This window comes from Bacillus cereus group sp. MS39, assembly GCF_040448665.1.
Taxonomy (GTDB): Bacteria; Bacillota; Bacilli; order Bacillales; family Bacillaceae_G; genus Bacillus_A; species Bacillus_A wiedmannii.
In genome coordinates this window covers 1,048,238-1,061,216 of the sequence record NZ_CP123058.1, presented here as the reverse complement: position 1 = coordinate 1,061,216, position 12,979 = coordinate 1,048,238, and the positions used below count along the sequence as shown (strand labels likewise).

Sequence of the window (12,979 nt, the reverse complement as noted above, 5' to 3'; positions counted from 1 at the left end):
TTTATTCCCATCCTTTGTATATGTCTTTACTTAAATAACGCTCACTACTATCAGGAAAAATCGTTACAATATTTGTACCTGGTGCCGCTTGCTCTGCTTCAAGTAAACTTGCATGAAACGCTGCTCCTGAAGAGCTCCCAACGAGCAGTCCTTCTTTTTGCGCTAATTCCTTTACTCGTAAAAATGCATTTCGATCAGAAATTGTATGAATTTCATCAAAATACGATGTTTTCAAAAATGGCGGGATGAATTCAAGGCCAATCCCTTCCGTTTCATGTGAACCAGCTTTACCACCATTTAAAATAGATCCTTCTGGTTCCACAATAACCGTTTTTATATCTACATTTTTTTCTTTCAAATAAGATGCAGTCCCCATGAATGTACCACCAGTTCCTGCTCCTGCAACAAATATGTTAATCTCTCCGTTCAATGCATCCCAAAGTTCAGGACCTAATGTTTTGAAATAAGCACGAGGGTTTGCTTCATTTGCAAACTGACTTGGAGAGTATGAATTCGGTATTTCATTTACTAACTCTTTCGCTTTTGCAATTGCACCGGTCATTCCTTGCTCAGTCGGTGTATGCACGACCGTTGCGCCTAGTGCTTTCATTAATTCTTGTTTTTCAATACTAAATTTCTCTGGTACACAAACAATAACGCGTAAATCATGTTGTAACGCCGCAAGTGCCAGTCCAATACCAGTATTTCCAGCAGTTGGTTCAATAATTGTTCCACCCTGGGTAACAAGCCCTTTTTCTAGCGCATCTTCGACTAATTCTCTTCCTAAACGGTCCTTAATGCTTCCACCTGGGTTATAAAATTCAAGCTTTGCAAATAAACGGACCCCTTCTGGAAGTGAAAAACGAGTAATTTCTACAATTGGTGTATGACCAATCAACTCATGAACTCCACGATATACATTCATCGTGTTCTCCCCCTTATTTGCCAATAAAGAAAAGGCAACTGTATGTATTTTCTTTATATGAGACAGTTGCCTTTTTGTTACATTACTTTAACTCTTCTAGTACTTTTACGATAAAGTTTGTAGAATGAAGAGCTGCTTGATCTAAAAATTGATCAAATGAAACATTTGATTCTTTACCAGCAATATCAGAAAGTGCACGAATAATAACAAACGGAACTTCATATTGGTGGCATACTTGTGCAACAGCTGCTGCTTCCATTTCTACTGCATAAAGGTCTTCAAATTTATCACGAATTGCTGCAACGCGGTTCGGATCACTCATAAATGAATCACCTGTTGCAATCATACCTTTTACAACTTGAATATTTTCTTCTGCCTGCATACATTTCTCAGCTAATGCAACTAATGCCTCATCAGCCTTGAATCCAGGAGGCATTCCTGGTACTTGACCATACTCATAGTTAAATGCTGTTACATCTACGTCATGATGACGAACTTCTGTTGAAATAACTACATCTCCAACGTTTAGAGAATGATGGAAGCCACCAGCTGAACCAGTATTAATTACTTTTTCAGGCTTATATCTTTCTAATAAAATTGTCGTTGACATCGCTGCATTTACTTTACCAATACCAGACTTTAACAAGATTACTTCATGTCCTGCTAATTGTCCTTTCGTAAATTCACAACCCGCAACCGTTTCTGTTTCTGCTTGTTCTAATTTGTCACGTAAAATACGTACTTCTTCTTCCATTGCTCCAATTACAGCAATTCTCAATCTAATCCCTCTTTCTATTGCTTAGTTGCCTCCATTACCCAAACGAAATGATTTAATCTCGTAAACGTTACATGGAAGCCATTGTTTTCAAAAATAGACTGCATGACTGGAATACGTGTATAATATTCCGTTTGCAAATCGTTTGCTAACTGATGGAAACCTCTTTGTTTTGCTGTTTCAACAGTTTTATCATATGCATCTTGATCTGCAAATATCGTATCAGCAAACACTATTTTACCACCTTTGTTTAGCAATTGACTATAGTTCGCAATCGCTACATTTTTTTCATCATCTGTTAAATGATGAAATGCATAGGTGCTTACAATGGTATCAATTGAATTTGGAACTTCAAACGAAAGAAAATCACCTTCTGTAATCGAAAACTCTTGCGGCAATTTCTCTTTTGCAATCATGCGCATTTCACGTGACGGTTCTATACCGTAAACTGTGTGGCCAGCAAGTAATAATTTATTTGTTAAATTTCCAGTACCAACACCAAATTCTAATACATTACCAAATGACTTGTTAACTACATCCTCTAGAATATCCTCATAACGAGCGAAAACTTCTTTATATTGTATATCTTCGCCTTGTACAAATGAGTCGTACGTATGAGCCCACTCATCAAATAAACCATTAAATTCTGTCCCCATAAAAATTCCCCTTTTTCTTATCGGTTTTATCAGTATGATATGCCCTCTTGCTAAAAATGTCAATTGAAATGTACATAGTATTTCCTTCTTTTCTTTGTTACACTATAGTTGATTACATAGGAGAGGGGTCGTCTTCGTGTCATTTACCTTTGAAATGTTAGAAGATAAAGTAGAGTTTTTCGAAGCAGGAGACTTAGCTTCTTTGGAACGAAAAATTAGTGAACAAATCGATAATAATAAAGCACTTATGCTTGAAGTTCATCACATCTCGCATCAAATGGTTATGGATCCCGAAAGCAAAAGACCATATTATAGCGCGGTTGTTCATTTTAAATTAAAGAAATTATACTAACTAAAAAAGAGAAGCTCCTAAGGAGCCTCTCTTTTTTAGTTTAGAGTTTGAACAAGTACTGGTTTCCAGCCCTCATTTTCTACCCAATCAATATTCACATAATATTTTTTACCTGATTGTTTATCTTGTACGTTACCGTAAGCTTTATTCTTACCGTTATTTCCAATTCTATGGATAACTAATTGATTTACTGGAACGTCAATTGCAGCTGAAATCGCTTGATTCATCTCATTCCAATCTGCTGTACCTTTTTTAAACGTCATCGCAGGTGTTGCACCTTGCTCTGTACCTACTGGCTTCCAAGAAGATTTCGTATAAGCATCTGTTGCCTGTGACTGTGTTTTTTCAGCTGGTGCTTTCTCGTTAGCTTTCGCTTCTTCTTCAGCTTTTTTCTGTTCTTCCTCAGCCTTTTGCTTCTCTTCTTCTTCCTGCTTCTTAGCCTCTGTCTTATCTTGCTCGTTCTTCTTCGTCTCTTCTTTGCCTTTAGCTTTCTCAGCTTTATTCTCTTTCGTTGTTTGCTGAGCTACTTTTTTATCACTAGAAGACGCTTGCTCTTTTCTTTCAGGAACAAACAATTGATATGATACAATAGCTACTAATATTAATACAATTGCAATTGCAATATTTAAAACACCGTTTTGACGACGTTTTTGTTGTTTCTGTTGGAATCTAGATCCTCCTGCCATTCTTCAAACCTCCATGCAGTTTTTCATACTTGCTATTGTAACATTAAATCTAGAAAGGTTGAACATTTACAATAATATTTTCACGAAATGAAAACATTTCACTATGAATTGCAAGATTACTTTTCAATCTCTAATCGATAGATTGATTCTACGATAGCTTTGAAAATAGGTGTAACTTTATTTACATTGCTATTCGTTTCTATATCCACGACAACTAAAGCATATCTTGGATTTTCATAGGGAAAATAACCTGCAAACCAACGATTCACTTTCGTCCCTTTTCCTGTTTGCGCTGTCCCAGATTTTCCAGCGACACTTAGTGGTAACGACCTGAATGCGGCTCCTGTTCCTTTCTCCGTTGTTACAACGCCCCTTAATAACTCTTGTAATGTTTTCACCGTTTCATACGAAAGCTGTTTTCCACCTAATGTATGGTCTTCAAACGTATAAAAGTCCGTTCCATTTTTATACATTATCTTTTCAACAGCTTTCACTTCCATCTTTTCTCCATCTCTAGCAATCGTCGCCATCATATTTGCAATCGCTAGAGGTGACATGCGTACATCTTTCTGTCCAATTGCTGTTTGCGCTACCGCCTTTTTACTACTCTTATTTCCTTCACTTTCCCAAATGGTAACACTCTTCTCCTCTGGCATCTGCTCAAAATGAGTTGTATGAAATACAGAACCTTTCCATCCAACCTTACCAGCGCCTCCTAAAGCTGCTACGTAAGTTTCTAACACCATCTTATCCTTTTGCATTAGCTCGTTACCTAACTCTGAAAATGTCCTGTTACAGCTTCTAGCAAAGCTCTCTTTAAAACTAAGTGTACCCATCATAACTTGTGGGTGTTCTTCACCATATAAATCTTTATTACAATTAAATGTACGATTAAACACATTTTCATTTTGATCAATCACTGCCGCTGCAACTATTGTTTTAAAAACAGAACCGGGAAAATGTGGTGTTAACATTTGATTTTCAAGTGTAGTTTTATATAAACGCTCATCTTTCACCTGTACAGATGGTTTACTGACCATCGCTAAAATTTCATTTTTCTTTACATCAAGTAACACTAATCCCCCCTTCTTTATTTCGCTTGCTTCAACCACTTCTTCTGCTTTTTGCTGTAACCCTTTATGTAAAGTAGTTTGAATCGTCACTGGATAAAATGGATTTCCAGGCGACGTATATTTCGCTTGTTTTCCAAAAATCGGTTCTCCTTGTCGGTCAACCTGATACAATACTTTTGCCTCTCCATCGGTCAAAAGAAATTCATCAAACGATTGCTGCAATCCTGAAATGCCAATTGGCGTTTGCTTTGAAATTTTTCTTACTTCTCCGTATCGTTTTTGAAATTCTCGTTCATTCTCACCCACATCGCCAATTAAATGATTCATCACGCCTGTTTGCCGTAAACGAACTTCAGCTGCTACAATACCTAATACATTTAATTGATTGACCTTCTCCATCTGCTCTCGTGCCAAGCGAAATGGCCCATTTCCTCTTCGCATGATAAATGCACTTTTCTTATCTTTCATTTGACTTTCAATCTCTTGTCTCGACACACCAATGATATGCGCAATTTTCTCTAACATGTCATTTTTTATTTGTAGAAATGGAAAAACAATTAAAACAGGATACTTTTTCTCACCTATTTCCTTACCGTTCCGATCTATAAAATGGCCTCGTCCATCATCTACCGTAATGGATTGCGTCCGTTGTGTAACACTTTTTTCGATTAAATTTATCTTGCGACTAGTAAATGATTCCGTACCTATAATTTGTATTTGAATTAAACGACAAAGTAATATAAACATGACACATATAAAACAAATTAAAACAATTGTAATTCTCCGCTTTATTTTCATAAAAAAACACCTCGTCTATTGTAGTTTAGACGAGGTACTATTTTATTTATACAAGCCCTAAATTAAAATAGGTATTATATATGCTATTATTGCTTCTTTGGCTTCTCTAGAAATTTCAGAAGAAGCGATCTAAATTCTGTTTCATTCACTCCATTATTTTTGGCAACTTCGATTACAGTAGTTGTTACGTTAGCCGCTACTTTTAAATATTCCTTACTTAAATTATTCATTTCATTTCTTTTTTCTTTTGCATTCTCGACTGTTACAGAATCAATACAAACAATCATCTTATCTACAATTTGTAAGTAATTATTTTGTGCATCTATTATTTTTTGAATATCATCTTTATTACTTACTTTCGATTGTTTTAAATATGTATATGCTTGATTCACTTCATCCTTTAAAATTTTATCATTATTCTTCGCCTGTTCTTGCAACATATTCTTCATGTCATCTATTGTTTTTTGATCCATCGAATCTCGCAATAAATAATCTGGATTCCCAATCGCATAATCGTACTTAATTGTTACATCTTGAAATATTTTCATGACAATAGCTAATTGATATGCTAAATCAAATTCATCAAATTCCTTTTTTTCTCGTGGATTTTCTACGCTTTTTGAACTCTCAGTTGCTCTAGTATCCTTTTTTTCTTCTTGCTTTACTTTTTCGCCCTTTGATGATGTAGTTTCCTCATTCGTTCCGCACGCAGCAAGCGCTAATATAGATATACTACAAACCAGTCCTGTAAAAATTTTATGTTTCATAATTAGCCCCTTTTCCCCTTTAAAACCTATAGTTCCTAATTATGATATCAAAGCTTCAGGTGATTTTTTGACATTTTTTGTCGAACCATTCGAATGTTTATACAATTTTTTCGTTCTACAAATAAAATAAAAAAGATTCTCCCATCGGGAGAATCTTTTTTATTTTACAGAGATAATCTCTACTTGCATTTCTCCACCTGGAGTTTGGATTGCTACCTTCTCACCAATTTGCTTACCTAATAAGCTTTTTGCAATTGGAGAATCGTTAGAAATTCTTCCTTCAAATGGATCTGCTTCTGCGCTACCTACGATTGTGTAAGATTCTTCATCTCCACCTGGTAACTCTTTAAATGTTACTGTTTTACCTAATGTAACAACTGTAGATTCTTCACCGTTATCTGTGATGATAACTGCGTTACGAATCATGTTTTCTAATTGTGTAATACGTCCTTCTACGAACGCTTGCTCATCTTTTGCTGCATCGTACTCAGAGTTCTCAGAAAGATCTCCGAAGCTACGTGCAATCTTAATTCGCTCTACAACCTCTTTACGTTTTACCGTTTTTAAATCTTCAAGTTCGTTCTCTAGCTTTTGCTTACCCTCTTGCGTCATAGGGTATGTTTTTTCTGTTGCCATATTTTCCACTCCTTTTATATACCAATCCCCCGAAAAAAAGAGGAGTTCCATATGAAAACTCCCCCACTTATATGTATAGCGGAGGTTTCTAGCACGCCTGTACTAGCGGAGTTGTCACATACAACCCCGTATTCCCAATTCTTCTTTATATAAAGAAGATATGTATGGAAAGTTGATATAAATATGCCCTCACCTATATATAGATGAGGTTGCATGTTTCATTGTATTCGATAGGACGGGAAAAAATCCCTTCCTATCGTATATCTTTTACTATGCTATTACAAATTTACTTTTTGTTCAAGAATTGTTGCAATTTTTGTCACCATAATATCAATTGCAACATGGTTTTGTCCACCTTCAGGGATAATAATATCCGCAAATTTCTTAGAAGGCTCAATAAATTGATTGTGCATTGGACGTACAACACTTACGTATTGATCAATAACTGAATCCATCGTACGACCGCGCTCTTTAATATCACGCTGCATGCGGCGTAAAATACGAAGATCTGCATCTGTATCAACGAATAGCTTAATGTCCATTAACTCACAAAGACGTGGGTCTTCTAAAATAAGAATTCCTTCTAAAATGATTACATCTTTCGGCTCAACTGGAATAACTTCTTCTGAACGCGTATGCAATGTATAGTCATATACAGGCTTATCAATTTGCTCATATGCAAGTAACTGCTGCAAATGTTCAATTAACAGATCATTATCAAACGCAAGCGGATGATCATAATTTGTTTTTAAACGCTCTTCCATTGGTAAATGGCTTTGATCTTTGTAATAATAATCTTGCTCTAAGATTAAAATAGAATGACCTTTAAAATGGTCAAAAATCGCTTTCGTTACACTCGTTTTACCTGATCCCGAACCACCAGCAATTCCAATTACAACAGGCTTATTCGTCCCCATTCGACTATCAACTCTTTCTTATTGAAGTATGCTTTTGCGCATCATATTATTCACATACACTGGTTGATCCACTTTGAATTTCACGATTTGCAACGGATGTCTCGCTGCATCTAATTCGTTTCCATCCTCATCCCAAATTTTCTCCACCGTCTGCGTAAAGTTTTCTATTTCTGGCCCAAAGAACTCCACTTCATGTCCTGGTTTGAAATGATTACGTTGCTCAATCGTTACGATGCCCGTTTCTTCATTATAATCTAACACTAAACCAGCGAAATCATACGTTGTTTTCTTACTATGATTTCCAAACATTTGCTCTTGATGTCCTGGAACCCCTTCAAAGAATGCAGGAGCTGTATCACGATTTGCACATTTATCCAGCTCATCTAACCATTCTTGTTTAAACTCAAAGTTATCCGGATCCGCACAATATGCATCAATTACTTTACGGTATACAGTCGCTACAGTCGCTACGTAATGGATTGATTTCATACGTCCTTCAACCTTTAAACTATCAATTCCAATTTCAATCATTTTCGGAATTGATAAAATTAAATTTAAGTCTTTTGGACTCATTGCAAAGTGAGCATCTTCTTCTTGGAATAGAGGCAGCTCTTTTGCATCTTTATGTTGTGATACTGTTTGAACTAAATCATAGTCCCAGCGGCAAGATTGACAACAACCACCACGGTTAGAGTCACGTGCCGTCATATGGTTACTTAACGTACATCTGCCTGAATATGCGATACACATTGCACCATGGACGAATGCTTCAATTTCAATATCCACTTTTTCTTTAATTTCTTTCATTTCTTCATAGCTTGCTTCACGAGCTAATACAAGACGATGTAAACCTTCTTCTTTCCAATACTGTGCTGCTTTCCAGTTGGATAGTGATTGTTGTGTACTTAAATGTACTTCAACAGAAGGCGCTACACGTTTACAAGTCTCAATAATAAGCGGATCAGCAACGATAATTCCCGTTACGCCAGCTTTTTCAATCCCTTTTAAATATTCCTCTAGCCCGTCCATATTTTCATTATGTGCAAAGATATTTGTTGTTACATATATTTTTGCTCCATATTTCTTCGCAAATTTCACACCTTCTGCCATTTCTTCCAGTGTAAAGTTACCTGCATTCGAACGAAGACCAAATTCTTGTCCACCTAAATATACAGCATCTGCCCCATAATGGATAGCTACTTTTAATTTTTCTAAGTTACCCGCAGGGATTAACAGTTCAGGTTTCTTCACAATAACGCGTTTGCCATCGATTACTCGTGAAATTTCTTGTACAGTCATTTCCTACACCCTCCTCGTTTAGTAAACCGTCTCTTTAAAGAAGAATCCTGTATCTAACGGACGATTTACCGGTTGCATTTCTTCTATCTCTTTATATAAATCGTCTTTCACGTCATAATACGCATCACGATCTTCTACACATAAATCAATTGCTTTACGATATTTCTTCGTTACCTCAATAATGTATGCAGAGCTTTTTAGTACACCATCAATTTTTAAGCTATCTACTTCACCATCAATTAGTTCCTCTAATTCATCGATGAAACAAATATCGTTTGGACTCATAATATGAGTACCATTTTCATCTTCATAAATTGGATATTTATTGTTACGCTCTGGGTCATATAAGAACATATTCTCTTCATATTTTTTCTTTTCAATGTCAAGATTACGCCCTTGATACTCAAAGTAGTTTCCTACTAGCGAACGCTTTGATTGGAACATGCAAGTCATACCGTGAATTTGTACTTCAAGCTCCACTTCAGCATTTTCTTTTAATTCAACAATTTCATCTAAGCTAAGCTCACGAGCTAATACAGCGCGCTTTGCTCCTCTTTGTCCCCAGTAGTTACAAGTGAACCAGTTTGTTGCTGTTGTTTCTGTATTCCAGTGCAACTGCATATTTGGCGCTACTTCGCGAACGGCCATTAATACTGCTGGATCCCCGAAGACAATTGCATCTACACTTACTTCGTTTAAAAATGCAACATAATCTGTTAATTCTTCTACTTTATCGTTGTGGAACATAGCGTTCATTGCTACGTATACTTTTACACCATTTTCATGTGCAATCTTCACAGCTTGTTTCACATCTTCACGTGAAAATTCCCCTGCTAAACGTAAACCAAACTTTTGCTCACCAATCATTACCGCATCTGCTCCTGCTTTCGCAAGAGGTTCGATATCCGCCACTGCTTTTGGCGTTACTAACAATTCAGGTTTCTTCATACCTTGGTCACCCTCTCTTTTTACTAACAGCTACTCCATCACCAATTGGGAAAATCGTTGTATCATATCCTTCATGGTTCATAAGCCATTCATTGTACGTCTTAATACGACGGATTAAACCACGTGTACGTCTGTTTTCGATTTTCTCTTTTGTCGTCACAAGGCCATGGTACATAACATTATCTGAAATAATTACGCCACCAGGATTTAATAACGGTTCATATAAGTCAAAAAAGCGACGATATTGTCCTTTTGCTGCATCAATAAAAATAACATCAAATGTTCCATGTTCTTCTACTTGTTCGCCTGTTTCTAACGCATCACCGTAAATAACGGAAATACGCTCTTTAACTGGTGAACGTTCTATATATTCAAGTGCTTTTTCATATCGCTCGCGATTGCGCTCAACTGTCACAATGCGAGAATTTGGAATAGCTTGCATCATACGAATACTAGAATAGCCAATTGCTGTACCAAGCTCTAAAATGCTTTTTGGTCCAATTAAACGTAAAAATTGCAACATAAATTCCATTCCAAGTCGATCCATAATCGGCACATGATTTTCTTTCGCATAGTCTTCCATTTCAAGAATTAATTTATCTTTTGGATCAATAAATGATAATAGGTACTCGTTAACTGCATCCTCCATAATGGTCCTCCTTATTTACATGGAGAAGTGCCTCTATGACGTCTTTTCACACATAGAATGCAATAAAAATACAAGCCAGCTTCACCCTTAGCTTGTACGTCCCGTTTTGATATTAAAAACGATTCTTCTGCCAGTTTTTAACCCGATATATTTTACCACAAAAAAGAGGGATGTGCGACTTTTTTCGCTATCCCTCCCCATTTCACTGTTTTTTCGTAATATATTTTTGCTTTAATGCATTATGCTCTTCCAATGTTTTCGCATAGTACACTTCACCAGTTGGTGCAGCTAAGAAATAATAATAATCCGTTTGCGCAGGTTCTAATGCAGCCTCCACTGAATGCTTACCAGAGTTCGCAATCGGACCAACCGGCAATCCTTTCACAACATACGTATTGTACGGTGAGTTTATCTTTAAATCTTCATATAATACACGTTGTTTATGCTTTCCAAGTGCGTATAATACCGTTGGATCAGTTTGCAGTGGCATACCTTTCGCTAAACGATTATAAAAGACGCTAGAAATCTTTTGACGATCTGTAAAGCCTGTTGCCTCTTCTTCAATAAGTGAAGACAATGTTAAAAGCTGGTGAACATCCCAGTTTTTCGCTTTCATTTTCGCCTCATTTTGAACAATGATTGCATTCGTTTTCTCAAGCATTGGGATTACGATTTCTTCTAACGTCGTATCTTTTTTATAGAAAGAGTACGTCGCAGGATATAAATAACCTTCTAATGGATATTTAATATTGCTATCAAAGATTTTATCCGTTAACAACTTCGGATACTTTTGCTGCATTTTTTGAATAAATGCTTTATCGTTTAATTGACGTACGACATCATCTTTATTCCACTTTAATTCGTTTGCAACCGTTTCTGCAATTTCAGTTACTTGTGCCCCTTCTTTTATCGTCACTTTATAAAGAGGTGGACGATGTACATTACCAGATGACATTTGTTCAATAACATCTGAGGCATTCATTGAAGGATTTAATAAATATGTACCCGCTTGTAAATTTTTAGATTTAGCCTTTGTATAAAAACTAAAAACTGTACCGTTTTTCACAGCACCTTTTTCTTCTAAAATCTCACCAATTTTACTAGTAGATGATCCTTTTGGAATTTCTACTTCCATCTCTTTTTTATTCCCGCTATCAACTGGTCCTAATGCGGATGAAATATACGCATAGACTGAACCACAAACTAAAAGCAGTGCAATAATCGAAAATAAAAAAATGCGTCTACGCTTCTTTTTCACTTGATTCTCTATCAACACTCTTCCTCCTTAATTAAATTGTAGACCGTATGTATATCTTTCTATACAACACGATATAAAAACACAATAAATTTATTTATCTTTTTTAGATAGACATTTTATTTTTCTACAATCCGTCTCATTATACTACAAAGGATTACAAGGTTTCGACAAAAAATCTTTCATTTTACATATAAAAAAAGATGGACTATATGTCGTCCACCTTTTAGTACTTATTATTCAGCTTCTTGCTCATCAGCTAGAGTGTTGAACATTTCTTGTACCATTTCCCACTCTTCTTCAGATTCGATTGGAAGTAAACTTCCGCCCTCTTCTTCATTTTGCTCATAAGCCATTGCATCATAAATCGGGTCTCCATCTTCGTCTACTTCTCCGATTGGAGAGAAGACTACGTATGATTTTTTGCCAAATTTTTCAGCATCAAAAGTGAAAATAATTTCACATAAATGTTCGTTACCTTTTTCGTCTACAATTGTAATTTGATTTTCTTCCATTTTGGTCACCTCTTATTTACTATCTAAAAATCCTTGTAAGATTACGACTGCAGCCATCTTATCGATTACTTGCTTTCGCTTCTTACGGCTTACATCAGCTGAAATGAGCAAACGTTCCGCTGCCATCGTTGACAAACGCTCGTCCCACATTACAACGTCTAATTGTAACAGCTCTCGTAGGTTTTCTGCAAATTGTTGGCACGCTTCACCACGTGGGCCAATTGTACCATTCATATTTTTAGGTAAACCTACTACTATTTTGTCCACATTGTACTGCTTTACTAACTCAGAAATACGATCAAAACCAAAGTGACCTCGTTCTTCGTTAGTTTTAATTGTTTCTAATCCTTGCGCTGTCCAGCCCATTTCGTCGCTCATTGCAACTCCGACTGTTTTTGTACCTACATCTAAACCTAATATCCGCATAAACTACTCCTCACGATGATGTTTCAAGTAAGACTTCACAAGCTCTTCAATTAACTCATCACGTTCAAGCTTGCGAATGATGCTTCGTGCATCTTTATGGCGAGGTATGTATGCTGGGTCTCCACTTAATAAATAACCGACGATTTGGTTAATCGGATTATAGCCTTTTTCTTGAAGTGCATCATACACAGTTAAAAGTACATCATTTACATGGACACTCTGTTTTTCATCTTGAATGCTAAACTTCATTGTTTTATCAAAACCGTCCATTTCAAGCACCTCACTTATATAGTAAGTATAGG

16 protein-coding genes are annotated in these 12,979 nt (G+C 36.2%); 1 reads left to right on the top strand and 15 read right to left on the bottom strand.

Going from position 1 to position 12,979, the window contains the following annotated elements:
• Position 1: 1 nt before the first annotated feature.
• The 3 genes from QEP67_RS05510 to QEP67_RS05500 all read right to left on the bottom strand — a co-directional run bounded on the left by QEP67_RS05510 (position 2) and on the right by QEP67_RS05500 (position 2,356).
• Entirely contained in the window at positions 2-925 is a 924-nt protein-coding gene (locus QEP67_RS05510) for an O-acetylserine dependent cystathionine beta-synthase (protein ID WP_353706539.1), read from the bottom strand.
• Positions 926-1,007: 82 nt separating this feature from the next.
• Positions 1,008-1,703, bottom strand: a complete 696-nt coding sequence (gene mtnN, locus QEP67_RS05505; RefSeq protein WP_001217038.1) for a 5'-methylthioadenosine/S-adenosylhomocysteine nucleosidase — start codon at positions 1,701-1,703, stop codon at positions 1,008-1,010.
• Positions 1,704-1,717: 14 nt separating this feature from the next.
• Positions 1,718-2,356, bottom strand: coding sequence for a class I SAM-dependent methyltransferase (locus QEP67_RS05500; RefSeq protein ID WP_000536332.1), 639 nt, complete (start codon positions 2,354-2,356; stop codon positions 1,718-1,720).
• 136 nt (positions 2,357-2,492) lie between these two features.
• Between QEP67_RS05500 and QEP67_RS05495 the strand changes: the two genes are divergently transcribed.
• Complete coding sequence (locus QEP67_RS05495; RefSeq protein WP_000010985.1) at positions 2,493-2,708, top strand: YrzA family protein; 216 nt, start codon at positions 2,493-2,495, stop codon at positions 2,706-2,708.
• 35 nt (positions 2,709-2,743) lie between these two features.
• Here QEP67_RS05495 and QEP67_RS05490 read toward each other — a convergent pair whose 3' ends face one another.
• From QEP67_RS05490 to QEP67_RS05435, 12 genes are all read right to left on the bottom strand, one after another.
• Positions 2,744-3,394 (bottom strand): YrrS family protein, encoded by a 651-nt coding sequence (locus tag QEP67_RS05490; protein WP_000897090.1) that lies wholly within the window; start codon positions 3,392-3,394, stop codon positions 2,744-2,746.
• Between the two features lie 116 nt (positions 3,395-3,510).
• Positions 3,511-5,265 carry a penicillin-binding transpeptidase domain-containing protein gene (locus QEP67_RS05485; protein ID WP_000695137.1) on the bottom strand — a complete coding sequence of 585 codons (1,755 nt, stop codon included), beginning with the start codon at positions 5,263-5,265 and terminating at the stop codon, positions 3,511-3,513.
• Positions 5,266-5,351: 86 nt separating this feature from the next.
• Positions 5,352-6,032: a hypothetical protein gene (locus tag QEP67_RS05480; RefSeq protein WP_000680870.1), complete on the bottom strand. Its 681-nt coding sequence runs from the start codon at positions 6,030-6,032 to the stop codon at positions 5,352-5,354.
• A gap of 159 nt (positions 6,033-6,191) precedes the next feature.
• Positions 6,192-6,668, bottom strand: a complete 477-nt coding sequence (gene greA, locus QEP67_RS05475) for a transcription elongation factor GreA (RefSeq protein ID WP_000179964.1) — start codon at positions 6,666-6,668, stop codon at positions 6,192-6,194.
• Between the two features lie 278 nt (positions 6,669-6,946).
• On the bottom strand, positions 6,947-7,585 hold the full coding sequence (gene udk, locus QEP67_RS05470; protein ID WP_000537082.1) for a uridine kinase: 639 nt from the start codon (positions 7,583-7,585) through the stop codon (positions 6,947-6,949).
• Positions 7,586-7,603: 18 nt separating this feature from the next.
• Positions 7,604-8,884 (bottom strand): U32 family peptidase, encoded by a 1,281-nt coding sequence (locus QEP67_RS05465; protein WP_000217975.1) that lies wholly within the window; start codon positions 8,882-8,884, stop codon positions 7,604-7,606.
• An 18-nt stretch (positions 8,885-8,902) separates the two neighbouring features.
• On the bottom strand, positions 8,903-9,832 hold the full coding sequence (locus tag QEP67_RS05460; RefSeq protein ID WP_000742784.1) for a peptidase U32 family protein: 930 nt from the start codon (positions 9,830-9,832) through the stop codon (positions 8,903-8,905).
• 7 nt (positions 9,833-9,839) lie between these two features.
• Positions 9,840-10,481: an O-methyltransferase gene (locus QEP67_RS05455; RefSeq protein ID WP_000389094.1), complete on the bottom strand. Its 642-nt coding sequence runs from the start codon at positions 10,479-10,481 to the stop codon at positions 9,840-9,842.
• Positions 10,482-10,683: 202 nt separating this feature from the next.
• Positions 10,684-11,754 (bottom strand): endolytic transglycosylase MltG, encoded by a 1,071-nt coding sequence (mltG, locus tag QEP67_RS05450; RefSeq protein WP_353706538.1) that lies wholly within the window; start codon positions 11,752-11,754, stop codon positions 10,684-10,686.
• A gap of 218 nt (positions 11,755-11,972) precedes the next feature.
• Complete coding sequence (locus tag QEP67_RS05445) at positions 11,973-12,251, bottom strand: DUF1292 domain-containing protein (protein ID WP_000392245.1); 279 nt, start codon at positions 12,249-12,251, stop codon at positions 11,973-11,975.
• A gap of 12 nt (positions 12,252-12,263) precedes the next feature.
• Positions 12,264-12,677: a Holliday junction resolvase RuvX gene (gene ruvX / locus QEP67_RS05440; RefSeq protein WP_353706537.1), complete on the bottom strand. Its 414-nt coding sequence runs from the start codon at positions 12,675-12,677 to the stop codon at positions 12,264-12,266.
• 3 nt (positions 12,678-12,680) lie between these two features.
• On the bottom strand, positions 12,681-12,947 hold the full coding sequence (locus QEP67_RS05435; RefSeq protein ID WP_000348590.1) for an IreB family regulatory phosphoprotein: 267 nt from the start codon (positions 12,945-12,947) through the stop codon (positions 12,681-12,683).
• Between the last annotated feature and the right edge of the window lie 32 nt (positions 12,948-12,979).